18 protein-coding genes, 2 rRNA genes and 1 riboswitch are annotated in these 26,926 nt (G+C 30.4%); of the genes, 4 read left to right on the forward strand and 16 right to left on the reverse strand.

Going from position 1 to position 26,926, the window contains the following annotated elements; translation table 11 throughout:
* Positions 1 to 42: 42 nt before the first annotated feature.
* Both JJC01_18325 and JJC01_18330 read right to left on the reverse strand, forming a co-directional pair.
* The gene (locus tag JJC01_18325) at positions 43 to 780 is read right to left on the reverse strand and encodes a response regulator transcription factor (GenBank protein UDN58089.1); all 738 of its coding nucleotides are present in this window, start codon (positions 778 to 780) and stop codon (positions 43 to 45) included.
* An 18-nt stretch (positions 781 to 798) separates the two neighbouring features.
* Positions 799 to 1,734 carry a GHKL domain-containing protein gene (locus JJC01_18330; GenBank protein ID UDN58090.1) on the reverse strand — a complete coding sequence of 312 codons (936 nt, stop codon included), beginning with the start codon at positions 1,732 to 1,734 and terminating at the stop codon, positions 799 to 801.
* Between the two features lie 207 nt (positions 1,735 to 1,941).
* Between JJC01_18330 and JJC01_18335 the strand changes: the two genes are divergently transcribed.
* The 3 genes from JJC01_18335 to JJC01_18345 are packed head-to-tail and all read left to right on the forward strand — an operon-like array spanning position 1,942 to position 5,582.
* Positions 1,942 to 4,527 carry an FtsX-like permease family protein gene (locus tag JJC01_18335; protein UDN58091.1) on the forward strand — a complete coding sequence of 862 codons (2,586 nt, stop codon included), beginning with the start codon at positions 1,942 to 1,944 and terminating at the stop codon, positions 4,525 to 4,527.
* Positions 4,528 to 4,538: 11 nt separating this feature from the next.
* The gene (locus tag JJC01_18340) at positions 4,539 to 5,201 is read left to right on the forward strand and encodes an ABC transporter ATP-binding protein (protein ID UDN58092.1); all 663 of its coding nucleotides are present in this window, start codon (positions 4,539 to 4,541) and stop codon (positions 5,199 to 5,201) included.
* Between the two features lie 39 nt (positions 5,202 to 5,240).
* The gene (locus JJC01_18345) at positions 5,241 to 5,582 is read left to right on the forward strand and encodes a hypothetical protein (protein UDN58093.1); all 342 of its coding nucleotides are present in this window, start codon (positions 5,241 to 5,243) and stop codon (positions 5,580 to 5,582) included.
* A 419-nt stretch (positions 5,583 to 6,001) separates the two neighbouring features.
* On the opposite strand, the gene adhE is transcribed toward JJC01_18345, so the two are convergent.
* Complete coding sequence (gene adhE / locus JJC01_18350; protein ID UDN58094.1) at positions 6,002 to 8,644, reverse strand: bifunctional acetaldehyde-CoA/alcohol dehydrogenase; 2,643 nt, start codon at positions 8,642 to 8,644, stop codon at positions 6,002 to 6,004.
* Between the two features lie 854 nt (positions 8,645 to 9,498).
* Here adhE and JJC01_18355 point away from each other — a divergent pair.
* Positions 9,499 to 11,097 (forward strand): putative manganese-dependent inorganic diphosphatase, encoded by a 1,599-nt coding sequence (locus JJC01_18355; protein ID UDN58095.1) that lies wholly within the window; start codon positions 9,499 to 9,501, stop codon positions 11,095 to 11,097.
* A 761-nt stretch (positions 11,098 to 11,858) separates the two neighbouring features.
* Here the strand turns inward: JJC01_18355 and JJC01_18360 are convergent.
* The 13 genes from JJC01_18360 to JJC01_18420 all read right to left on the reverse strand — a co-directional run bounded on the left by JJC01_18360 (position 11,859) and on the right by JJC01_18420 (position 26,904).
* Positions 11,859 to 12,383, reverse strand: a complete 525-nt coding sequence (locus JJC01_18360; protein UDN58096.1) for a peptidylprolyl isomerase — start codon at positions 12,381 to 12,383, stop codon at positions 11,859 to 11,861.
* 64 nt (positions 12,384 to 12,447) lie between these two features.
* Positions 12,448 to 13,200, reverse strand: coding sequence for a patatin-like phospholipase family protein (locus JJC01_18365; GenBank protein ID UDN58097.1), 753 nt, complete (start codon positions 13,198 to 13,200; stop codon positions 12,448 to 12,450).
* Positions 13,201 to 13,230: 30 nt separating this feature from the next.
* On the reverse strand, positions 13,231 to 14,529 hold the full coding sequence (locus JJC01_18370; protein ID UDN58098.1) for a M18 family aminopeptidase: 1,299 nt from the start codon (positions 14,527 to 14,529) through the stop codon (positions 13,231 to 13,233).
* 16 nt (positions 14,530 to 14,545) lie between these two features.
* A complete protein-coding gene (locus JJC01_18375; GenBank protein ID UDN58099.1) occupies positions 14,546 to 16,810 on the reverse strand; it encodes a DUF3553 domain-containing protein in 2,265 nt (754 codons plus the stop codon).
* 248 nt (positions 16,811 to 17,058) lie between these two features.
* Complete coding sequence (locus JJC01_18380; GenBank protein UDN58100.1) at positions 17,059 to 17,880, reverse strand: energy-coupling factor ABC transporter ATP-binding protein; 822 nt, start codon at positions 17,878 to 17,880, stop codon at positions 17,059 to 17,061.
* The gene (gene cbiQ / locus JJC01_18385; protein UDN58101.1) at positions 17,873 to 18,571 is read right to left on the reverse strand and encodes a cobalt ECF transporter T component CbiQ; all 699 of its coding nucleotides are present in this window, start codon (positions 18,569 to 18,571) and stop codon (positions 17,873 to 17,875) included. Before cbiQ ends, JJC01_18380 begins: the two co-directional genes overlap by 8 nt.
* 2 nt (positions 18,572 to 18,573) lie before the next feature.
* Entirely contained in the window at positions 18,574 to 18,858 is a 285-nt protein-coding gene (locus JJC01_18390; protein ID UDN58102.1) for an energy-coupling factor ABC transporter substrate-binding protein, read from the reverse strand.
* Complete coding sequence (locus tag JJC01_18395; GenBank protein UDN58103.1) at positions 18,848 to 19,600, reverse strand: energy-coupling factor ABC transporter permease; 753 nt, start codon at positions 19,598 to 19,600, stop codon at positions 18,848 to 18,850. The genes JJC01_18390 and JJC01_18395 overlap by 11 nt, the downstream gene beginning before the upstream one ends.
* A 184-nt stretch (positions 19,601 to 19,784) precedes the next feature.
* Positions 19,785 to 19,978: riboswitch (cobalamin riboswitch) on the reverse strand.
* A 137-nt stretch (positions 19,979 to 20,115) separates the two neighbouring features.
* Positions 20,116 to 21,891, reverse strand: coding sequence for a nitric oxide reductase activation-like protein (locus tag JJC01_18400; protein ID UDN58104.1), 1,776 nt, complete (start codon positions 21,889 to 21,891; stop codon positions 20,116 to 20,118).
* Between the two features lie 13 nt (positions 21,892 to 21,904).
* Positions 21,905 to 22,834 (reverse strand): MoxR family ATPase, encoded by a 930-nt coding sequence (locus tag JJC01_18405; protein UDN58105.1) that lies wholly within the window; start codon positions 22,832 to 22,834, stop codon positions 21,905 to 21,907.
* A 142-nt stretch (positions 22,835 to 22,976) separates the two neighbouring features.
* The gene (locus JJC01_18410) at positions 22,977 to 23,585 is read right to left on the reverse strand and encodes a DedA family protein (protein UDN58106.1); all 609 of its coding nucleotides are present in this window, start codon (positions 23,583 to 23,585) and stop codon (positions 22,977 to 22,979) included.
* Between the two features lie 192 nt (positions 23,586 to 23,777).
* Positions 23,778 to 23,894, reverse strand: a 5S ribosomal RNA gene (gene rrf, locus JJC01_18415).
* Positions 23,895 to 24,008: 114 nt separating this feature from the next.
* Positions 24,009 to 26,904, reverse strand: a 23S ribosomal RNA gene (locus JJC01_18420).
* Positions 26,905 to 26,926 lie beyond the last annotated feature (22 nt).

Below are 26,926 nucleotides of genomic sequence, written 5' to 3' on the forward strand. Positions count from 1 at the left end.
TATAATACTTATTGTATAACAGAATTTGTTCCTCTCTTTTCACTAGAATCTTTTAACCCTATAAAATCTATATAGAAAATCTTTTTCTAGAGATTTATTTAATATGGCATTTTCTTGAAAATTTATAAACCTTATCTCCAAGGAAGATTTATTTATAGGTATAATCTTATGTATAAGCCTTAAATTTACTATGTATTGTCTATGAGTCATAAAGAAATTAGGAGGTAGGCGTTTTTGCAAGTCATCAAAGTTCTCGTAAAATTTTATTGTATCTTCATCTTTAGTATATAGATTGATAGCCCTTGAATTTTTCTCAAACATAACTATATCATCAAAGTTAATCATATGTATCTGTTTCCTTATTTTATATACAAAAAGAGTGTCTTCTATAAAATTATTTTTAGCAATTTTATGAGAGTTAATATGGTCTATTGCTATGTTAATTGAATCAAGTATTTTTTCTTTTTTAAATGGCTTAACTATAAAATCTATAGGATGTACTTTAAAACTCTCAAGACTGTAATCAGCAAAACCTGTTACAAATACTATATGTATATCTTTATCTATAGAAAGAATTTCTTTGGCAGAATCAATCCCATTTTTATATGGCATATCAATGTCAATAATCAATAAATCTATTTTCTCATTTTTTATAAATTCAATTGCTTCTATACCATCCTTGACTTTCTTAACATAATCTACATATCCAGACTCTTTAACTATATTTGCTATATCATCTCTTACAATTTTATCATCATCACAAATCAAAACTTTTATCACAGACTTCTCTCCTCCTAACTAATAATATTTTGGTATTAAAATTACAAATTCAGTTAAAAAATCGTCACTATTTACAAGTATACTATAATCATACTTATCTAGTATATTTTTAACTAGATATAACCCAAAACCTCTGTCTTGCCCTTCTTTAGTGCTAAATCCATCCAAAAATATACTTTCGACATTATGTATTTTAGGACCATTATTTTTTATGGCTATAATATACTGAAATTCATCTTCATATGCATGTAATCTTATATACTTCTTTTCCTTTTGTATAGCAGACAAAGATTCTATTGCATTGTCTATTATGTTTAATAGCACTGAACTCATATCATTAGGTTCAATCTCTAAATTATCCATAAAATCTTGGATATATACATCAAAAGATATGTTCTTTTCAAGACATTCCTCATATTTTAAGGAAGCTATAGCATCTAAATAAGATACTTTCCCATATCTTGAATTTTTTGATTTAAAGCTATTTGATATATTCGTTATATATTCTTTGGCATCTTCAGCTAAGCCAGTATTTAATAGAGAATATACTACTTGTAAATGTTTTAAATAGTCATGTTTTTGACTTCTTAATTTTACGATTATATTGTCCTTATGATTTATTTTACTGTCTAATTTTTGTAGCTTATACTCTTGTTTATTGTTATTGTCTAGTAATCTTATAAATTTAAATCCTATATAAAAGCTTAAAATAATTAAAATTAAAAAAAGTATAATATTTAATACTCCTTCAAGTAAAAAATTATATCCTAAACTTAATTGTATATACTCAATACCCTCCATGAATAAAATCCATACAAAACACGATACAAAAAACGTTAATATTCCTCTTTTTAATATGTCTAATTCTTTATAAAACCTGTATTTATTCATTATAAGATTACTAAATATAAACAAAGTTAGTATTACTATAGGAAATATAAAATTATTCTCCATAATTCCCCTCCCATCTACACTTTATATGAGGATTATATCATTTTAGAAAAATTATGTAAAAAGTCAAATTTTACATGTACATTAATTAAACTTGCAAAAACACATATAAATTTGTACAATTAAGTACTCAAAACTTGAAGATACTTACTTTGCTATATATTTTAAATAAACATATAATTGAGTTAGCTAAGAAAGGAAGTGGTAAATATGAAAGATAATTTGAAAATAGTACTAAGATACATAAAAAGTTATAAAGCAAGATCTTTAGCAATTACTCTGAGTATAATTCTTGCTACATCACTCATTGTCGGTATTGGCACCCTCTCAAGAAGTGCTCAGCAAGCAACTGTAGATAGCTTTAAAAAAGACCTTGGAACTGACCATGTATACTTTAAGGATATAAATAAAAATCAATTAGAATACATAAAGTCTAGCAAAGATATTAAAAATTTAGGTATAACATCTCACTATGGCTATACAGATCCTAATGAAAAATTACCTATAAACTTAGAATATGCAAATAAAAATTACTTAACTAATCAATCTAAACTTATAAAAGGTCACCTTCCAAAAGCTAACAATGAGGTGGTAGTAGAAAAATGGGTTTTAAATAGTATGGGTCTAAAACCAGAAATAAATCAAAACCTTACGTTTAAATTATATCAAAAAGAAAAACCAGAGACATTTAAAGTTGTCGGAATACTTGAAGATAGATCTATTCAGAAAAAACAAGGTATGTGCGAAATTTTTTTGAATCTCAATGAATCAAAGTTGGATAAGTTTTCTTACACATATATTGAATTTAATGAGGGTAGTGATATAAATACAAATATAGATAATATAGTAAAAGCTACTATGTTGGATAAGAATAGTGTTGGAAAAAACAAAATGCTTATAGAAGCTACTATGGAAAATGGCACTTTAGATAACTCAAATAAATACACTGCAATTGCTATGAGCCTATTTTCTGGTATTGTAATATATAGTATCTATGTTATATCAATATACCAAAGAATACAGGAATATGGTATCTTAAGAGCTATTGGCGCCACTAACTTTAAGATTTTCAAGCTTATGTTTTATGAACTTTTCATACTTGCCTTAATAGCAATACCTATAGGTATATGTGTAGGTATTGGTGGTGCACAAATATTTAATAGGACTGCAGGAAATATTCAATTTGAAGGAAATGTAACAGTTACTCCTTTTGTTATCCCAGATAAAATAATCCTTTTATCAATTGGATGTATAATACTGACAATACTCATTATAAGTTTCTTTACATATTTAAAGATAAGAAGAATTTCTCCTATTGACGCTATAAGAAAAACTTTTGGAACTGATAAAAATATAAATAAGGTCAATTCTTTGATATCAAAATTAACTTTAAATATATCAGTAACAAAATCTATATCTGCTAAGAATATCTTTAGGAATAAAAAAGGATTCATTATAATTATATTATCTATGACTCTAGGAGGTATAATGGTCATAAAGGAAAATTATAAATATTCTTTTTCAGATATACAAAATAAAGATGGTCAAGAAAGAACATATATGAATGCAGATTTTATTCTAACAAATTATTTATTCAAGCTAAATGGAAACTATAAAGCTAATTCTTTCAAGGATATAAAAGGTCTTAATGATAATCAGATAGACAAAATTAAAAACATAGATGGAATTGACAAAGTCAAAACTGCCAGCATTTTAAATACAAGAATAGACTTGTATAAAATAAATAGATTAGATCACTACAAAATGGTGAATTCAACTCCTTATTATAAGGACTATCCCCTATTAATAAAAGATAATACTACTGGCAAATATACGATGAGACAAAGGTTAAGAGGTTACAACGACGAGATGATAAATTCATTAGAAAAATATCTAGTGCATGGAAGCATAAATCTGGATAAAATGAAAAAGGAAAATCTAGCTATATTATATGTCCCACAAATTTCTAAAACAAATAAATTCAATCATAATTATATTCCTGGCACAGGAACGCCTGTTGTAAATACAAAAGTAGGAGATACTATAAAAATCAAATATCCAAAAGGTGAAATAGATACAGAACTTTATGAAGGACAAAAAGATAATTATGAATATCTAGAATATGAGTTTAAAGTTGGAGCTATTGTAAGTTATCCTTTTGTAGATAATAATATGTATTCTGGAGATTTTGGTGTAGATGTAATAACAAGTAGCGAATATCTAAAAAAATTAACTGGAGTAGATAAATATAATGCAGTTTATGTAGATATTAATGAAAATGCAAACATAAAAAAAATAGATACACTCTTAGGTAAAATAGGAAGTGAATCTCCTGGAACTACAGTAGTAAATATGTCAGTGGAAAAAGAAAACTCTGATAAGATGACAGCTAGAGCTCTGATTTATGCTTATGGAATAGTAGCAGTAATGTTTATAATTAGTGTACTTAACATAATAAATAATATAAGTTATAACTTAACTTCAAGAACTAGCGAATTTGGAATGTTAAGAGCTATTGGTATCTCTGAGAGAGGATTTAAAAATATGATACTTTATGAAGGAATATTATATGGAGCACTCTCAAGTGTAATTACTATTGTGGTAAGTCTTATAATACAATTTAGAATGTATTACACTTGTAATTTTGTATCGTATGGCTTGGGATTTTCAATAGATTACAAAATATATATCCTAGTTGTTTTAGCAAACATAATTGTAGGTATTCTAGCTACATATATTCCATTAAGGAAAATAAATAAAATTAGTATAGTTGAAGCTATAAACATTACAGAATAGGAGGATTAATTATGCCTATATTAGAGATTCTTAACTTAGGTAAGATTTATGGAAAAAAGGAAACATCTGTACATGCACTAAAGGATGCAAATTTAAAAATAAATAAGGGTGAATTTGTTGCGATAATTGGTCCAAGTGGAAGTGGAAAAAGCACATTTCTACATTTAGTAGGCGGTCTTGAGAGACCAAGTAGTGGAACTATAAAAGTCGATGGTAAAGATATATGTTGCCTTTCAGATAAAAGATTAGCAAAATATAGAAGACAAAAAGTAGGATTTGTCTTTCAACAGTATAACCTAATTCCAGTATTAAATGTAAAAGAAAATATAGAATTACCACTAAAGTTAGACAATAAAAAAGTCGATGAAGAATATATCGAAGACATTATAAATTTATTGGGTCTTAGTGAGAGGAAAAATCATCTTCCAAATCAATTATCTGGTGGTCAACAACAAAGGGTTGCTATTGCACGCGCTTTATCTGCAAAACCAAGTATAATCCTAGCAGATGAACCAACAGGAAATTTGGATAGTAAAACTACGGAAGAAGTCATGGATTTACTAAAAAGTTCTATAAAAAAATATAACCAAACTCTTATAATAATAACACATAATGAAAATATTGCTAGAAAAGCAGATAGAATTATATCTATAATAGATGGAGAGCTTAGTTAAACTAATACTCTAAAACTACTTATAGAAAAGAGGATTTAAATGTTATTGGTTTTAGGTAATTTAAATTTAGACTTGGATTTTGACTATAGAATAATAAGAGAAGAAAACGATGATGTAGATGTATTTATAGATATTAATTATCGTAGCTTAGATATAGATACTGATGGTTCTAACTTATTTAATTCTAGAATCCAATTTCCATTTGTAAGAGCATTAATTCTAAGATTAAATAAGAACAAGCAATGTATGACAATTCATTTGTTAAGAGATATAGATTTATTTTCTGCCTTTGCTAACTTCGAGGTAGATTACAACGACTCTGTCATAAATATAAAAAATCAAAATGAGAAAGTTATTCTAAATAAATCTATCAAAAAGTAATAAGGGGGCCTTAATAGGCCCCAGTTTTTTTGTTTTCTATACCTATTATATCATGATAAATAGATTAGTCAATAGAATTTTCTGAATATTTTTATAATTTTTTCATAAAGTTTTTTATATATTATACTTTAAAATTATATGTAATAAAAAAATTTTGTGACTAATTTTAAAGTTAATTGATTAAATATACATATTCAAAATCAATATAAATTTTCTTACCTTTTATCATTTTTATTTAGGTTTTAAGTTATAATCTATCATTAACAAATATTTATATATAGCTCTAATAAAACTCTATTTATATGCAAATCTAATAATTTATATACAAGTCTAATAACTTATATACAAGTCTAATAACTTATATTCAAGTCTAATAACTTATATTCAAGTCTAATAGAATTAATATTCTAAAAGAAATATTATTTACCATAATAAACTTTTAAATATATCTCTTTTAATTCACTCATCAATGGATATCTAGGATTTGCACCTGTACATTGGTCATCAAATGCTTGTTCAACCATAGCATCCAATCCCTCTAAGAATTTAGCTTCATCTACTCCTGCCTCTTTTATAGTCTTAGGAAGACCCACTCTTGCCTTTAATTCATCTATTGCTTTTATAAGATTATCCACTTTTTCTTGGTCTGTATTTCCTTTAATTCCTGCGAAAGAAGCAAATTCAGCATATCTTTGTATACAATCAGGGTATCTGTATTGTGAAAATGCGCCCATCTTATTTGGAGCCTCTGCACAATTGAACTTAATTACTTCATTTATTAACAATGCATTTGCAACACCGTGTTGAACATGGTGGAATGCACCAAGTTTATGTGCCATAGAGTGGCAAATTCCTAAGAAAGCATTTGCAAAAGCCATACCAGCCATAGTAGATGCCATTGCCATTTTTTCTCTTGCTACTTTATCAGTCTTTCCATTTTTATATGCACGAGGTAAATATTCAAATATTATTTTGCCTGCTTGAAGTGCTAGTCCATCAGCTGGTTCAGTTCTTAGCATAGATACATATGCCTCTAGTGCATGTGTTAATGCATCAACACCTGATGCTGCTGTTAATCTTGGTGGCATTTCCATCATCATATCTGCATCAATTATAGCCATATTTGGCATTAATTCATAATCTGCTAATGGATATTTTACACCTGAATCTTGGTCAGTTATAACTGCAAATGGAGTTACTTCTGAACCAGTTCCTGCTGAAGTAGGAATAGCTGCAAAGTATGCTTTTTCACCCATCTTAGGGAATGCATATACTCTTTTTCTTATATCCATAAATCTCATTGCTAAATCTTGGAAATCTACTTCTGGATGCTCATACATTACCCACATTATCTTACCAGCATCCATTGCACTACCTCCACCTACAGATATTATTAAGTCTGGTTGGAAATCGGACATAGCCTTAGCCCCTTCTCTTGCACAAGCTAGTGTTGGGTCTGGAGCAACATCAAAGAATGTAGTATGCTTAATTCCCATTTCATCCAATAAATCAGTTAGTTTTTTAGTATAACCATTATTGTAAAGGAAAGAGTCTGTTACTATAAAAGCTTTCTTCTTGTTCATGACATCTTTAAATTCTCTTGCTGCTACACCTAAACATCCTTTTTTGAAATAAACTTTTTGTGGGGCTCTAAACCAAAGCATATTCTCTCTCCTTTCAGCTACTGTCTTGATATTAAGTAAATGCTTAACTCCTACGTTTTCTGATACTGAGTTTCCACCCCAAGAACCGCAACCAAGAGTAAGAGATGGAGCTAATTTAAAGTTATATAAATCACCTATACCACCTTGTGATGATGGAGTATTAACTAATACTCTACAAGTCTTCATAGCATTTACAAACTTCTCTACTCTCTCTGGTTGATTGATAGAGTCTGCATACAATGATGAAGTATGACCATACCCACCATCAGCAACTAATTTTTCAGCCTTAGCAACTGCATCTTCAAAACTCTTAGACTTGTACATTGCAAGGACAGGAGAAAGTTTTTCATGTGCAAAAGGTTCCTCTACTTCAACAGATTCAACTTCGCCAATTATTATCCTAGCTGTTTTTGGCACTTCTACATCTGCCATTTTTGCTATTACATGAGCTGGTTGTCCAACTATTTTTGCATTTAAAGTTCCATCAATTATTACTACTTTACCTACCTTTTCTGTTTCTTCTTTATTTAAGAAATGTGCTCCACGATATTTAAATTCTTTTTTAACTTCTTCATATATTTTTTCTGGTACTATTACTGCTTGCTCAGAAGCACATATCATACCATTATCAAATGATTTTGATACTAATATTGAACTTACAGCCATTTTTATATCTGCACTCTCATCTATTATTGCTGATACATTTCCAGGTCCAACTCCAACAGCTGGTTTACCTGAAGAATATGCAGATTTAACCATTCCAGGTCCGCCAGTAGCTAATATAAGGTCTGCTTCTGCCATAACAACATTAGTCAATTCAATTGAAGGCACATCTACCCAACCTATAAGACCTTTTGGTGCTCCTGCCTTAACTGCTGCATCATGTACAACTCTAGCCGCTTCTATAGTACAGTTTTTAGCTCTTGGATGAGGGGAGAAAATTATACCATTTCTAGTTTTTAGTGCTATTAGGGACTTGAATATTGCAGTTGATGTAGGGTTAGTTGTTGGTATAACTGCTGATAATACACCTACTGGTTCAGCAATCTTTGTAAATCCAAATGCCTCATCTTTTTCTATAACACCACAAGTTTTAGTGTCTTTATAAGCATTATAGATATACTCTGAAGCGAAATGGTTTTTTATAACTTTATCTTCAACAATACCCATACCAGTCTCTTCAACTGCCATTTTTGCTAGGGGAATTCTTTGTTGATTTGCTGCAGTTGAAGCAGCTAAGAAAATTTTATCTACTTGCTCTTGTGTAAATGTTGCAAATTCTTTTTGTGCTAATCTAATTTCCTCTAGCCTCATTCTTAATGTCTCAACACTATTGACAATCTCAGGGCTACATACTTCAACAGCTACTGTTTCTACAACCTTTTCTTTTTTCTCCATAACTAAAAACCTCCCTAAATAATTATGCATCTCCTATTTTTATAAATCTTAAATGCATCATCTATTATATTTTTAACCTATACTTAAAATAATTTTATAGATTTCATATCTATACTTTAGATTTTATTTATTTTATGCCCTTAGGTCAAGAAGTTTTTTTCTGAATATTTTGTCAATTTATTTTTTAACAAATATATTATTTTTTTTACTTTTATTAAATTTTTTTATTTAAATAAGATATATTTCATTTGAATAATTTACTTTGACTAAATAAACTACTAAAATGATAATTTATATCTTTCACTTTTTTTATTTATTAAATTTTATATGTTATTTTTACAAGTAAGACATAATATTTTTGTCATATTTTCATAAAATAACACTTATTTTTGATTTATATGCATTTTTTCTTTTGATAATGACTATGTAATTTTTAAAAATATATAAATTAAAAACATTTTAGTTTCTATAAGTTATTTTTAAGTCAATATCTTAAAATAATATTTTTCATGTAGATAAACAATTTTTATATCAACCTCGTTAATTTTTTACTTACAATATGTATACAAAAAATTTTACAGCACAAAATTATTTATAAATTCTTAGTTTATTATCATATTAATTAATTTTTTCTCAGGTATATCCAATCAATTAATTGTGAATAAAAATTAATTTAATTGGGTAAAAGTAGATATCATAAAAAATTTTATATTAAATTTGTAGTACTTATATAAGAGATAAAATTTCCTATAATATTTTTTCATTAAATTTTTTCTTTTACAACAAATACTTACTACCTTTTGATATAATATTTTTATCAGTTATTATATTCAGGTTTTGAAAGGAGTATTAAAATGAGTTTATTAGTTTTCGGACATAAAAATCCAGATACAGATTCAATATGTTCTGCAATTTCATTAGCACATTTAAAAAACAAATTAGGGATAGAAGCAACAGCTTATGCTTTAGGAGACATCAGAAAGGAAGCTAAATACGCCTTAGATTACTTTAAGGTAGATGCACCTGAAATCTTAGATAACGTTAGAATACAAGTTAGAGATTTAAATTATGATAAGGTAGTACCTTTAACTCCAACTTCTTCTATATTAGAAGCCTATAATCTTATGGATGAAAAAAATGTTAAAACATTACCTGTAACTTATGAGGATGGAACTTTTGCTGGTATTATTACCATGAAAGAAATAGCTAAAAACCTTCTTCATCAACATTTTACAACTATACACACATCACTATCAAATATCTGCAAAAACCTTAATGGTAATATCCTTGTAGATTGTGGTGAAGATGTAAAAGGTAGAGTTGTTACTTTATCATTTGGTATGGAAACCCTGATAGAGACTTTAAAAGAAGGGGATATAGCTATTGTTGGTGATAGATATGATAGTATTGAATACGCAATTGATACAAAAGTTAAGCTTTTAATACTTACTAATCATACAAAAATTTCAAAAGACTTACTAGCTCTTGCTAAAATAAATGGAGTGTCTGTTGTTTCTGTTGAAAGTGACAACTACAAAACTTCTAATGTCATAAATCAATGTAGTTTCTTAGATTCTATAGAAGCCACAGATAATTTGATTACATTTAAAGAAGATGACTATATGGATGAAATAAAAGAAATTATGTTAGAAACAAATTTTAGATCTTATCCTATATTAGATGATGACAATAAGTTTTTAGGATTAATTTCAAAAGGGCATCTATTAAATCCATCTAAAAAGAATGTTGTTTTAGTTGACCATAATGAATATGCTCAAAGTGCTGATGGAATTGAACAAGCAAATATAGTTGAAATAGTTGACCATCATAAACTTGGTGGTATTTCTACTGATGTTCCTATGTATTTTAGAGTTATGCCTGTTGGATGCAATAGCACTATAATTTATCAAATGTATAAAGAAAATAATGTTGAGATACCTTATGAAATAGCTGGTCTTCTTTTATCTGCTATATTATCTGATACATTATTATTTAAATCTCCAACAACTACTGATATGGATAAGAAAGCTTGTGAAGAATTAAGTAAAATAGCAAAAGTAGACATGGAAAAATATGCTATGGATATGTTTAAATGTGGTACTTCTTTAGATGAGTTTACTATAGAACAAATAGTAAATATGGACTTTAAAGAGTTTAACATGAGTGGACATAGAGTTGGTATAGGACAAGTATTTACTTTAGACACAGACTCTATATTTGCTAAGAAGGATGAATTTTTATCTTATATAAATTCAACTGATTATGACAAATTAGTTCTTGCAGTTACAGATATAATAAAAGAAGGTTCTTATTTAATCTACAAAGCAGAAGATAGATTGATTGCTGATGCATTTGGTATTGAAGGAGTTCAAGGAACATTTGCTCCAGGTGTTGTATCTAGAAAGAAACAATTAGTACCTAACTTAACTACTGCAATTAAAAATTTTAAATAATATAAAATCTTTAAACAACACAAAAACTGTTTCAAATTTAAATTTGAAACAGTTTTTTATATTTTTATTAAACCTTTCAATATATTTAATGTCTTTGTTAAAGTACATACTTAGTTACAATATGTCACTTAAAAATTTACTGTTTGAAATTCTTTTATAACAATATTAAATTCCATAAAAAAATACACTATTAGAAAACTCTAATAGTGTATTTTTCTCTTCTTATTATATATTACACTTTAAATTATTCCTTGACTGGTTTAGCTGGTGTAAACTAAACCAGTCTCTCTCAAATATTAAGCACTTTTTTCTTATTATGTTCTTTAGGATTTATTGTCTCTATTATTGTAAACCAAAGTTATGAAATTGTAAATAGAATATATTACCATTATAATGTTTTTTCTTAAATAAAAATATACAAATAACTTTCTTTTCTTAAATAAAATCGCTAAAATAGCTTTAAAAAATGTTAAAATAAATGTTTTCCATCTATCTTCTATATTTATTTTAATATATTATATATTAAAAACTTAATCATAAATAATTTAATATAATTATTTTTCTATAATACTTTAAGATGATGTTCTGATAAGATTACTGGAGTTATTTAGTATAATAAAAATTTAATAGATAATTAAATTTCAGTAAAACAAATTATAATAGAATAAATTAAAAAGTGAGATGTTATTATATTCTCTAGAAAATATAATAACATCTCACTTTATCTTTAAGTTGTATATATTTTTTCTTTTATCTGTGTCCTAGTTTTTTTCAACGTCTGAGTAATCTACTCCAAAAGTTTCTACAGTTACAGCTTTCATAACTTGCGGAGTCTGTGGCTTGTCCGCTGCTCCTGTTCTAACTGATGCTATTTCATCAACTGTATCCATACCTTCTATAACTCTACCAAAACCTGCATATTGACCATCTAAATGTGGTGAATTTTTATGCATTATAAAAAATTGAGAACCAGCTGAATTAGGTGCCATAGTTCTAGCCATTGATATAACGCCTCTTTCATGCTTTAAATTGTTAGTGAATCCATTTCCACTAAATTCACCTTTTATAGAATGTCCTGGACCACCCATTCCAGTACCATTTGGGCATCCACCTTGTATCATAAATCCTGGTATTACTCTATGAAATGTTATTCCATTATAATATCCATCATCTACTAATGATACAAAATTTTTAACTGTATTTGGTGCTATATTTGGGTACAACTCAATTTTTATTTCTTTTCCATTTTCCATTACTATAGTTACTATAGGATTTTTATTTTCCATGACTTATTACCTTCCTTTTTATTAATTAAATTACACAATTACATTTATTATATTATACTCTAAATTAAACTCTAGCAAGTATATTTTTTCCTATTTCATATCCTTCTTGATATATAGTTTTACAAAACTCATCATCAAAGTTAAGAGTATCTTTAGGTGCAAATTGAGTGTTAGGTCTAACTACTATTATTTTATCTTCATTATATATTTTTTTGATGTCATCTGGTAAATCATAATTATACTTTGTGGATATCAGAATAATTTTATCCACATTATCCACAATTAAAGGCTCAATTAACGCACTCCTAATTAGACCTCCATCCAATTTAAAACCATCATAAATACCATCTTGCACATCCTTCATGAATTGTTCTTTAAATCCAAGAGTAGCATTTGGATTTGATGGTAACAATCCACTATATGAAATGCTTAAAATTGCTTCGTCTTTAGGCATTTTTGACACATTTACAACCTTTTCTGATACTACCTTATTATTAACTTCTACATAGTTAACATAGAAGTTCATTTTCTCTATTTTACTACTATCTAGTTCTCTCAGATTATCTATAGCTGGAGAATTATCCACAGTATTATTTACTATTTTCACATTTCCGTTCTGGATATCTTTTATATTTGTCCACATTTTTTTCAAGTTATCAACATTACCTGTGTATAAATAATATCCATTTATTGCTCCTATTGATGTTCCTGAAATTGAATAAAAATGATTTATTCCATTATCATACAAAGCGTTAACTACCCCTGCTTGGTAAGCTCCCTTTGCTCCTCCACCTTCTAAGCATAGTCCTAGTTTCATAGTTTCATCTCCAAATTGTTTATCTTATATTTATATTTCAAAAAACTTACTAAATGTTTTATATATACTATAATGGTCTTCAACATTACCTAATTCCCTTATAGAATGCATTGCTAAAATTGGACTTCCTACATCCACAGATGGTATATCTACATGAGTAGAGGATATTGGACCTATAGTACTTCCACCCCTCTCATCTGACCTATTTACAAATTCTTGATACTCGACATTAGCTTCTTTACATATATTTTTGTAAACAGCTATAGAATATCCATCACTTGTATATGCTTGACTTGCATTTATCTTTATAACAGGCCCTTTTCCCATAACTGGTTTATTGGTTGGGTCATGTTTTTCTGGAGTATTTGGATGAATAGCATGAGCTAAATCTGATGATATCATGAAAGACGAATAAATAGCCTCAAAAAATCCTTCTCTATCTTTCCCTATTGATAAACATATTCTCTCCAATATATTTAATAGCATATTTGAATCTGCACCTTGTTTAGTAGAACTTCCAACTTCTTCATTGTCAAATACAGCCATTACATTTACACCACTTTGTCCTTTAGCATCAACTAAAGCATTTAAACTAGCATGTACCATTGCAAGATTATCTTGTCTTCCAATAGATATAAATTCCTCATTAGCCCCTATTAAACTTCCTTTTTCAAATTCATATAAGAACAAATCAAAGTCTATTATATCTTCCACTTTTACATTTAAATTAGATGATATTTGTTTTAAAAGAAAGTTATCTTTTTCTAATGTATCGTTTAATAATCCAACTAGAGGTAACATATCTTTTTGCTTATTATATGAATGACCATCATTTATGCTTCTATTCAAATGTATAGCTAGATTTGGTATTATACAAATTGGTTTTTTAAAGTCGATAAGTTTTTCCTTTGGCTTAAGTACACTATCTCCTTTTAAGACTACTCTTCCAGCTATACCAAGTGGTCTATCTAACCATGTACTTAATATTGCTCCTCCATAACATTCTGTATTCAGCTTCAAATAAGCTTTCTCAGCTTCTATTTCTGCATTTGGCTTAATACTAAATGTAGGAGAATCTGAATGAGAACCTATTATTCTAAACCCACCTTCTTCTATATTATCTGAGTTAACTACAAAAGCTACTATAGCAGATAAATTTTTAGTCACGTAGTATTTTCCACCTACTCTTAGATTCCATTTTTTATTTAAAGCTAACTCTTCAAATCCATTTTTATCTAAAACTTCTTTAGCACTATCAACTGCGTGAAAAGATGATGGGCTATCGTATATGAAATCTATTAAATTTTTAGCAAAGCTTATACTATCCATTCCTAATTTTCCTCCATTATAAAATATCTAGTGTTGTATATTCTTTATTTATTTTTTTAATTCCTTGCTTATCAAAGGCTATAGTAACATCTGTTCCAGTTATAGACACGACTGTTCCAACCCCAAATTTAGGATGATGTACTTTAGAACCAAGCTTTATGTCTTCTGGATTAGTCTCTTTATTTGAATCTTTTATTGTAGCATTAACATTATCTGCAACTTTAGATTTACTTATAGTATTCATATACTTTTTAGTATATTTATCTAACATATTATAACTTGCTTTAGAATAACTTAATTCTTTTTTCATTTTGTACAATCTTTCTATACATTCTTCTGGTAACTCTTCCATAAATCTTGAAGCTATTGCAACATTTGTTTTACCATATAGCGTTCTTTTTTCAGTTAGTGACATGTATAACTCTTCTTTAGCTCTAGTTATACCAACATAACAAAGCCTTCTTTCTTCTTCTATTTGAGATTCACTCAGAGACTTTATAGCTCTTGATATAGGAAATAGTCCTTCTTCCATCCCTGTTAAAAATACAACTGGAAACTCCAATCCTTTAGATGTATGAATTGTCATAAGAGAAACTCTATCATTGTCCTCTTCATCATTAGATTCGGATGTAAGTGCTATACTAGTTAAAAATGTCTCTAAATCTTTATTTTCATAAGTGTCATCACTACTACTTTCAAACTCTAGTGCTATAGATATAAATTCTCTTAAATTATCAATTCTATCTTGAGCTTCTTCACCTTTACCAGTTAAATCTTTTTCATTTTTATTTTTTATATCCACAAGTTCATCCATATATCCTGTAGTATCTAAAACTTTTTCTATTAACTTACTAACAGGATAGACTTCTTTTATAGTTCTAAGTGTACCTATAATATCAACAAATCCACTTATACTTGCTCTAGCTTTTGTAGATATATCAGAGTTTGTTTCTATATCAATTAAAACTGAATATATACTCTCTTGTTTCAGATTGGCTCTATCCTCAATTTTTTCTATAGTTCTAAGCCCTATACCTCTTCTAGGAACGTTTATAATTCTTTTTATAGATATGTCATCCTGTGGATTTTGAATAACTCTTAAATACGCTACTAAGTCCTTTATTTCTTTTCTCTCATAAAACTTTGTACCACCATATATATTATATGGTATTTGACTTCTGTTTAAAGCGTCTTCTACAGGTCTTGCTTGTGCATTTGCTCTATAAAGTACTGCAAAATCTTTGTATGGTCTATTCTCTTTTCTAGCTATTTGTGCAATTGAGTCAGCTATAAAATCAGCTTCTTCTATTTCACTACCAGTTAGTTGTATCTTTATAAGTTCTCCTTCTTTCTTTTCACTCCAAAGTTTCTTTCTTTTTCTTTCTATGTTATTTGATATAACTTTGTTAGCTGCATCTAATATTACTTGTGTTGATCTATAATTTTGTTCTAGTTTCACAACATGTACATTATCATAATCTTTCTCAAATTCAAGTATATTTCTTATATCTGCGCCTCTCCATCCATAAATACTTTGGTCATCATCTCCAACAACACAGATATTTTGATGTTCTCTAGCTAATAATTTTATTAGCTCATATTGAGCTTTACTCGTATCCTGATACTCATCTACCATTATGTATCTAAATCTACTTCTGTAATAAGCTAATACTTCATCATTAGCCTTAAAAAGTTCTACAGTTTTAAGTATTAAATCGTCAAAATCAAGTGCACTATTTCTCTTTAAACGGTCTTGATATAATGCATAAATATCTGCAATTTTAACCATTCTATTATCCGACATATTCATATCTTTAAACTGCTTTGGCGTATAAAGCTTATCTTTTGCTCCTGAAATAGCACTTATAACGGCCTTTGGTTCAAATACTTTATCACTTAAATTTAATTCTTTAAGGCAATCTTTGACTAAGGTTACTTGGTCTGCAGCATCATAAATTACAAAACTTCTATTGTAACCAATTTTATTTATATCTTTTCTAAGTATACGAACACAACAAGAATGGAATGTACTTATCCACATTTCCTTAGTTTCCGAACCTATATTTTGTTCGACTCTTTCTCTCATTTCATTTGCAGCTTTATTTGTAAATGTTATAGCTAATATACTAGGTGCTTGTACACCTTTATCTTCCATAAGGTATGCTATTCTTGTTGTTAGTACCTTAGTTTTACCTGAACCAGCACCAGCTAATATAAGTACTGGCCCCTCAGTTTTTTCTACTGCTTCTCTTTGAGCAGGATTTAATGTATCTAAATTCATATTTCTCCTCCTGTTAACAGCCATAAATATATTTTAATCTAAAATATGAATTACTTCAAATTATAATTATGTATTATATTAATAGATTATTGTCAAATTTTAACAATTAGATAACACTTACTTATAAAATTTATTTTTATATCTATAAAAAAATAACCTTATGATTTGGGGAATCATAAGGCACCTTTAAGGGGTCTAGGTTAAGGGTTATTATATATAAATCTATTTTTTTAAAATAGGTTTAGGGCTTAATTATTTATTTGTACTAAGTCTCTTTCTTTCCAGTACTTATACAAATCTTCTTCTTTCTTAAATAAAGGTAAATTCATATTTTTATGTACCTTTACTAACCATGGAGATTCTAATCCAGCTTGTATAATATTGTTCTCATTTACAAATACACTTTCTGCATTTCCTTCATCAATTAAAATCCCCTTATCCAGTACATATATATAATCGCATATTTCATACATTAAATTCATATCATGACTGGATATTACTATTTTTATATTATTTTTATCTAATCCCTTTATTATATCTACAATAGACCTAGTACTTACTGGGTCTAATCCAGCTGTAGGTTCATCAAGCAATATAATTTCATTTTCCATTGCTATAACTGATGCAATTGCTACTCTTTTTTTCTGACCATAACTTAAGAAGTGTACTGGTCTATCTATAAAATCTATTCCATTAACAGCTATCAAAGCTTTGTTTATTCTCTCTTTAATAATTTTTTCATCCATCCCAATGTTTCTCATCGCAAATGCTATATCATCATATACTTTTGAGTAAAATATTTGTTTTTCTGGGTCTTGAAAAACAATCCCTACATTCTTTCTAAGATTATACAAACTCTTCTTATCATACTTTAACTTTTCTTCTTTGAAAAGTATTTCTCCAGATGTAGGCTTTAATATTCCCATTAAATTCATAAATAAAGTTGACTTTCCTGAACCATTTGAGCCTATTATACCTATAACATTTCCCTTTGAGAAATCCATATTAATGTTCAATAATGCACTAGCATTTTTTTCATATTGATATGTTAAATTATTTATTTTAAACATCATTATCCCCTACTATGTGAAATTTACCATCATACAATTTTATGTCTAATGATATACACATATCATCATACCTTGTCATAAGCCTTTTGTACAGCATACTTCCAAGAATCCCTAAAGATTTATATGAAGTTTTTAAATTTATGTACCCAAATCTTAGTTCTTGTGATTTATATATCTCTGAAAATTCTTCTAAAAATATAAATATAAATCTATATATTAACATTGATAATTCAACAAAGGTGTCTGGTAAATGCAATTTTTTGAAGAAAAATATTAACTGATTAAAAGGTGTTGTAAGTATACAAAAATACACACAAGTTAAACAAGACATAGCTCTAAATAACACATGAATAGACATGTCAATAGATGCCTTTGATATTCCTATATAAAAACTAAAAAATTGAAAACTATATAGTAAATCTACTTTATTAAAAGATATATTTACAAGAGTTATACCTATACTAAGAAATAAAAAATACATTGGTATTTGAAGTAATTTCAAATAATTTTTTAAATCTATCCCCGCTACACAAACAACTAAAATACTCATTAAAATCATAATTCCACTTAAGATAAATACATTTTTTATTACCATAGAAGCAATTAGAAAAATTGCTCCTATGGCTACTTTTTTATTTGGATTTACTTTACTCAATCTATTTGTATATGCATATTTATCAATTATAAGCATAATTAACTTCTCTTTCCTTTTTGAATACCTAATATGTATCCTATTACACCTGCACCTAAAGCTGCTTGTGCAGAGAATAATAAACTCTCTATTTCTCCACTTGGTGGCTCATATGGGCTACTAAACCAAGGCTCATAATTTGGATTTATCTTAGTAATTTCACTTTCAGCTTGACCATCTGCTCCTCCATATTCAGCACCTGAATTTACAAGTAATGGGAATATAATAAGAGCTACTACTAATAAAAGTAATAATATGTTAGTTTTTGTTTTTGTTTTAGCACTCATTAGCTTTAACTCCTTTATCATTATTTTCTAGTATGCTTTTTTCTCCATTTTCTGTAATTAAATTATATACAATTACAGTAAGGATACCTTCTGCTATTGCTATTGGTATTTGAGTCATAAAGAAAATTCCTAAGAATTTAATTGCTGAAGCCATCACTCCACCAGATGGGTCTGGAAAAGCCAGTGCTAATTGTATTGAAGTTATTGTATATGTGGCTAAGTCTCCTATTGCTGCTGCAAGAAATACTGGTATAGCATTATTTCCATCCTTTTTCTTTAATGCTTTAAATATTAAAAATGATATAATTGGCCCTATTATAGCCATTGAAAAAGCATTAGCTCCTAAAGTAGTTATTCCACCATGTGCTAGTAATAATGCTTGGAATATTAAAACTATAGTTCCAAGAACAAACATTACACTTGGTCCAAACATTATTGCTCCAAGACCTACTCCAGTAGGATGTGAACAACTTCCTGTTACTGAAGGTATTTTTAATGCTGATAATACAAAGACAAATGCTCCACATAGAGCTAATAAAACTTTCTTCTTAGGGTCTTGCTTTACTATTTTACCTATTGATTTTAATCCCACTAAGAAAAATGGTATAAATATAACTCCCCATGCTATAGACCATTTTACTGGTAAGTAACCTTCCATTATATGCATTGCATTTGATGTAACTGGAGTTAAAATTATTAACATAAGTGCAGCTATAACCCCTAATTTGATATTTTGTTTCATTTGAGTATCCCCTCTCTCCCTTTCTAATAATTAAAATATGAATAATACATGTATCCTTCATTATAGCAAAATAAAAAAGCCTAACTCGATGGCTAGGCTTCTAATTTTCGACAATCTAAATACAAACACATAAAATAAACATATCTGTATAATTATTATAAGAAACTTTCTCCATCCCCGAAGAAATCACTTTAATATTTTAGGCAGGTCTCCTGACTTAGCTTCATCCTACTCCTCTTCCTTCCCATGAAATATAAAAACATATTATCATAGTGGCTAACAAAAGTTTCGTCTGCATCACAGTAGCGGGGGCTGTAAAGGAATTTAACCTTCTTCCCTATTAATCTTGCTTAAAGAACCTATAATATTATATATTTAATTTTTAATATTACTTTATTTTTAATTCATTTTCTATATAAATCATTGTATACCTTTTCTGTGAAAATTTCTACATTTTTTACAAATTTTATTCATTTTTATATTTTTATGTATATAAATTCTTTTTTATAAATCTATTAATTCCTAATTATTTTCTTTAAATACATTGAAACTACATCAGAAAATCTAGTTATATCTCTTGAATATATAAAATCATTTCCATAGATTAATCTTTCAGCTTCAAGTTCTGATTCTTTGCCTGTAAATACTCCTAATACTAATATATTTTGTTTCCTAGCTTTTCTTACTTCATTAGCTGTATCTCTTAAACCAACAACACCTCTATAAGCTTTTTCACCTCTTAAAGTTCTCTCACTGTTTTTTCCTATCTTTACATCATTTGGTCTTCCATCACTAAGGACTATCAAAATTTTATTTTCTTCATCTCTATTTATCAAACCACTACATATAGATTTTATAGCTAAACCATCTCTATTGTTACCAGCGCAGAAGTATTCAAAGATGTTTTCACTATTTTTAATACTGTCATCATAATCCTTAAATCTTTTTAATATCGTATAATCTAAGAAACTAGAAAAACCCATAACTCTATTTGGTATTCCAACTTCCGTCAAAGCATTTGCAATTATGTAAGCTTGAATTGCTACATTTCCTTGGTTTCTACTTTGAGAACCACTTGCATCCAACAATATATCAATAACATATTTTCCTTTTTCATTTTCTATATCTTTATAAAATATTTTATTATTATTACTCCTTCCAACTCTCCAGGCTCTATTTGCTAATATAGTACCACAATCAGAATATACTCTATTTTTAGCATTTTCTTCTACTAAAATCCTAGAAAGGCTTTCTTTTAATCGCTTTATTTGTTGTCTATACATCCTAGCATATTCTCTAAATTTGCCTAAATTATTTTCTTTTTGTCTTGTCACATATTTTAGCTGAAAAACATTATTACATTCACTTCTAAGAACACCATCTGTGAAGTGAATTCTACATCCTTCATGTACGTTTCTACAATTTTGTGTTTCAAGCTTTTTAATTTCACCCTTACTTAAATAAGTTTTCCCATAGTAATGTTCTATTTTAGTGTATATTTTATTTACAGTCTCTTCATCAACATATATAACTCTATCTGCTGAATTGTTAGCTTGAGAATTGTCAAAGTCTCCTACTCCCTCTATAAGCATTGATGAGGAGATTGAATCTATATCACTTTCAACGATATTTTCATCTTCATCGCTATATAGTTCTTCATACATAAAATCAGCAAACGTATCAAAGTTTACTTCAACATTTTTTACATTGTTTTCATCATATGTAGAATTATTTTCTTCACTATTCAATATATATTCAAAATAAGTTAAATATATAACATCTAATGCCTTTAAAATCTCCATAATATCCTGATTTGTATCTATAAGCCTTATATCATTTACTATTCTTTTAGTTATACTATCTAATGCTGGATGTTTATCCATGCTATAAAGTACAAATGCATATTTAATCTTGTCCATCATATTGTTATTGTATATCTTGGTAAAACGTGAAACAATATCTTTATATGCTCTTTTTCTAATATCTTCTATTCCAGGTCTATCTTTAATAGCTTTTTCTTCAACAATTGTATTTAGTATAACTTGAATTAGACCTAATATAACATCCTTATCATATCCTTTTCGTATTCTATTTGTGAGGTATTTTTTAACTATATCCCAGTCTACATATTTTCTTCTAGCTCCTGCAATTATTGCAAAGTATAGACCTATTTCCTTTGAAGAATAATCTTTTTCTGATATATCTATACTTTCGTTATAATCACCAGCTATTGTCCAAGATAAGTTATTTGCTCTATTTTCAAATTCATAATCATCATATATCCATTTCATAATCTCACCTATATTAAATATGACTTATTGGAAATATATCTGCACTCTCCCATTTATTAGGTATTCTTGTTTTAATTACATCTCCAACCATTTCTTTTTCATATATATCAAAAGTCTTTCCTGTAAGCCCCATATTAATTGCAAGAGTTGGCTTTAATCCTCTTCTTATAGTTTTAAGAGATGCCATAAGACCTCTTAAATCAATAGCTTTACTAGATATTTCACCATTTTGAGATTTTAATTGTAAATCTAAAAATATCCCTGCAAATTGTGCTAATTTTTCTTCATCAGCATCTGAAAATTCATTTTTCAAAATCATCATTAACTTCTCCTCTTCTACAGGAGGAATATCTATTACCATAAACCTAGAAACTAGAGCTTCATTAAGTTCCTTTGTTCCCGCATACTCATAATTCATAGTTCCAATAAATCTTGTTGCTGGGTGCAGATTAACTCTCTCATAACCTGGTACATCAATCACTCGACGATAATCTAAGGCTGAATGAACTACAACTATGGCATCATTTTTTGCCATATTAATTTCATCAAATATTCCAAATCCTCCATTAACAGCACACTCATAAACTGAACCTCTTCTAAGTTTAACTTCATTATCTATAAATGTATCTGTACCTATAAGTGTTGAACTATCTGTATTTATATGAAACGAGGTATTCCATTGGGGTCTATTAAATATCTCACCTAAATTATCAGCAAGTAAATTTTTCCCTGTTGCCTTTGGCCCTGACAATAAAATATTTTCTTCTTCTAAAATAGCTGTTATACACATAGATAATATCTCTTTACCATAAAAATAAGTTTTAGATTTTGTTACTCTGTATTCTAAATCTTTTTCTAAGCCATAATAATTTCTGAAATGCAATACATCTTCAATAAGTTTCTCATCTACCCCTTGTATCCTTAAGTTATCTATTATATCCATATACTTACCCCTTTTATATAAAATAGTATTTGTTTTATTTCTTAACACCATTTTAGCACAAAAGGATATAGCCTAAAATTAATTTTATAAATTAATAACAGCCCTTTCTGTATTCTACAAAAAGGGCTGTCCATATATATTTTTATAATCTTATTCTATTGTGTTTTTTATGTATATGTGACTTAATAGCAAAACCAACAATAATTATAGCTATTGGTATAATTAGAACCATAAATTTATAATCATTATAATGTGACATTATTTTTACCCAACTCTCTGAAAAAATATACCCAATACTAATTAACGAAGTATTCCATATGGTGATACCCACAATAGAGGATACAATAAAAGTTATAATATTCTGACCTGCAATACCTGCTATAAAAGATATGTATGTTCTACATAGAGGAATTAATCTACATACACAAACAGAAATAGAAGAGTATTTGTTAAAATAATCTTGTGATGTAAAAATTCCCTTTTTTGCCTTTGGACATATCTCTACTATCTTATTTATGATAGGTTTTCCTCCCCAATTACCTATTGTATAACAAAATATTGAACCAAGTATACCTGCAACTATACTTAAAATTAAAATAGTTAGAAAACCAAAATGATTTCTTGCTGCAATAGCACCACAAAGTGGCAAAACTACTTCACTAGGTAATGGAAAACAAGCATACTCAATCATAATTAATACAAATACAGATATTAATCCATATTGTAAAATAAAACTATTGATTACAGACACCCACTTATCTATCTCCTTTCTTATTTAAAAGTACATACCTATAAAACCTCACATCCTACATTATAAGAATTAATTTATAAAAAACTCTTTAAAATATTATATGTGTTTATATAAAGCATTTATAACAGACTTATGTTTTTTTAATAAGAAATTTGAAAATAAGAAACTTGACAACAAAAAATAAAAAAAATTACGTGGCTACGTCCTACTCTCCCAGGCAGTTTCCCACCAAGTACCATCAGCGCTAGAGAGCTTAACTTCTGTGTTCGGAATGGGAACAGGTGTATCCTCTCTGCTATTGTAACCACATAATCTTTATGCTTAATATTACTATTAAGTTATTGAAACTAGTAAAACTAGATTCTTTAGAGTTAACACTCTAAAAACTACATATATATTTTAATCAATGAACATCAAATAATATTGGTCAAGTCCTCGACCTATTAGTATCGATAAGCTAAATACATTGCTGCACTTACACCTTCGACCTATCAACCAGATAGTCTTTCTGGGGTCTTACCCTTGCGGTGGGAAATCTTATCTTGAAGTTGGCTTCGCGCTTAGATGCTTTCAGCGCTTATCCATTCCGTACATAGCTACCCAGCCATGCCCTTGGCAGAACAACTGGTACACCAGAGGTACGTCCATCCCGGTCCTCTCGTACTAAGGACAGGTCTCCTCAAATTTCCTACGCCTGCGACGGATAGGGACCGAACTGTCTCACGACGTTCTGAACCCAGCTCGCGTACCACTTTAATGGGCGAACAGCCCAACCCTTGGGACCTACTACAGCCCCAGGATGTGATGAGCCGACATCGAGGTGCCAAACCTCCCCGTCGATGTGGACTCTTGGGGAGATAAGCCTGTTATCCCCAGGGTAGCTTTTATCCGTTGAGCGATGGCCCTTCCACGCAGAACCACCGGATCACTAAGTCCGATTTTCATCCTTGCTCGACCTGTATGTCTTGCAATCAAGCTCTCTTTTGCCTTTACACTCTACGTACGATTTCCGACCGTACTGAGAGAACCTTTGAGCGCCTCCGTTACCTTTTGGGAGGCGACCGCCCCAGTCAAACTGCCCACCTGACAGTGTCCCAAGACCAGATTCATGGCCTATGGTTAGAGTCCCAGTACTACAAGGGTGGTATCCCAAGGATGGCTCCGCCAAAACTGGCGTCCTGGTTTCAAAGCCTCCCACCTATCCTGTACATGTAGTACCAAGACCCAATGTCAAGCTACAGTAAAGCTCCATGGGGTCTTTCCGTCCTGTCGCAGGTATCCGGCATCTTCACCGGAATTACAATTTCACCGAGTCTGTTGTTGAGACAGTGCCCAAATCGTTACGCCTTTCGTGCGGGTCGGAACTTACCCGACAAGGAATTTCGCTACCTTAGGACCGTTATAGTTACGGCCGCCGTTTACTGGGGCTTAAGTTCACTGCTTCGATTACTCTAACAGATCCCCTTAACCTTCCAGCACCGGGCAGGCGTCAGCTCCTATACATCGTCTTGCGACTTAGCAGAAACCTATGTTTTTGGTAAACAGTCGCTTGGGCCTATTCTCTGCGGCCACCGTATGGTGGCACCCCTTATCCCTAAGTTACGGGGTCATTTTGCCGAGTTCCTTAACAACAGTTCTCTCGCGGGCCTTAGGATACTCTCCTCACCCACCTGTGTCGGTTTGCGGTACGGGTACCTTTAACCTCGATAGAGACTTTTCTTGACAGTGTGAAATCAGCTACTTCGCTACTAAATTTCGCTCCCCATCACATCCCAGCATTATCAAAGCGGATTTACCTACTCTGACTGCCTCAATGCTTGGGCACACATAACCAACAGTGTGCTTAGCTTATCCTACTGTGTCATCCCATCTCTCAAACGGTTATCGGTAGTACAGGAATATCAACCTGTTGTCCATCACCTACGCCTTTCGGCCTCAGCTTAGGTCCCGACTAACCCAGGGCGGACGAACCTTCCCCTGGAAACCTTGGGTTTACGGCCTGTGGGATTCTCACCCACATCTCGCTACTCATGCCAACATTCTCACTCCCATACTGTCCACATGTCCTTACGGTCATGCTTCAACCCGTATGGGAAGCTCCCTACCCATCATTACTGATGCCGTAGCTTCGGTAGTAAGTTTTAGCCCCGGAAATCTTCGGCGCAGGATCACTCGACCAGTGAGCTATTACGCACTCTTTGAATGAGTGGCTGCTTCTAAGCCAACATCCTGGTTGTCTGTGCAATCCCACATCCTTTACCACTTAACTTACATTTAGGGACCTTAGCTGACGATCTGGGCTGTTGCCCTTTCGACTATGAATCTTATCACCCACAGTCTGACTCCCAAGTATAAGATGACGGCATTCGGAGTTTGATAGTCTTCGGTAGGTGCAATACCCCTAGGACATTCAGTGCTCTACCTCCGTATCTCTCACCTTGAGGCTAGCCCTAAAGCTATTTCGGGGAGAACCAGCTATCTCCGGGCTCGATTGGAATTTCACCGCTACCCACAAGTCATCCCCGAGCTTTTCAACGCTCGTGGGTTCGGACCTCCACGAAATTTTACTTTCGCTTCATCCTGCTCATGGGTAGGTCGCCCGGTTTCGGGTCTACGTCAAGTAACTGAACGCTCAGTTAAAACTCGCTTTCGCTACGGCTCCACACCTTAAGTGCTTAACCTTGCTACTTAACGTAACTCGTTGGCCCGTTCTACAAAAAGTACGCGGTCACACAAGAAATGTGCTTCCACAGCTTGTAAGTGCAGGGTTTCAGGTTCTATTTCACTCCCCTCCCGGGGTTCTTTTCACCTTTCCCTCACGGTACTATACGCTATCGGTCACTAGGTAGTATTTAGCCTTGGAGGGTGGTCCCTCCTGCTTCCCACAGGGTTTCACGTGTCCCGTGGTACTCTGGATCATATCTGAAGTTTTCTCGTTTGACATACAGGACTATTACCTTCTGTGGTGGGTCTTTCCAAACCTCTTCAATTACGATACCTCTTCGTTTAAGATATGTCCGCAACCCCAATAAAGAAAACTTTATTGGTTTGGGCTATTCCGCGTTCGCTCGCCGCTACTTACGGAATCGAATTTCTTTCTCTTCCTTCAGGTACTTAGATGTTTCAGTTCCCTGAGTTCCCCTCATTAAGCTATGTATTCACTTAATGATACTTAGACATTACTCTAAGTGAGTTTCCTCATTCGGAAATCTTCGGATCAAAGTTTACGTGCAACTCCCCGAAGCTTATCGCAGCTTATCGCGTCCTTCATCGGCTCCTAGTGCCAAGGCATCCGCCCTGCACCCTTAATAACTTGACCAGTTAAAAAGGTTTGATAGATT

It is taken from the genome of Clostridioides sp. ES-S-0010-02, assembly GCA_020641055.1.
In the GTDB taxonomy this organism is placed as follows: domain Bacteria; phylum Bacillota; class Clostridia; order Peptostreptococcales; family Peptostreptococcaceae; genus Clostridioides.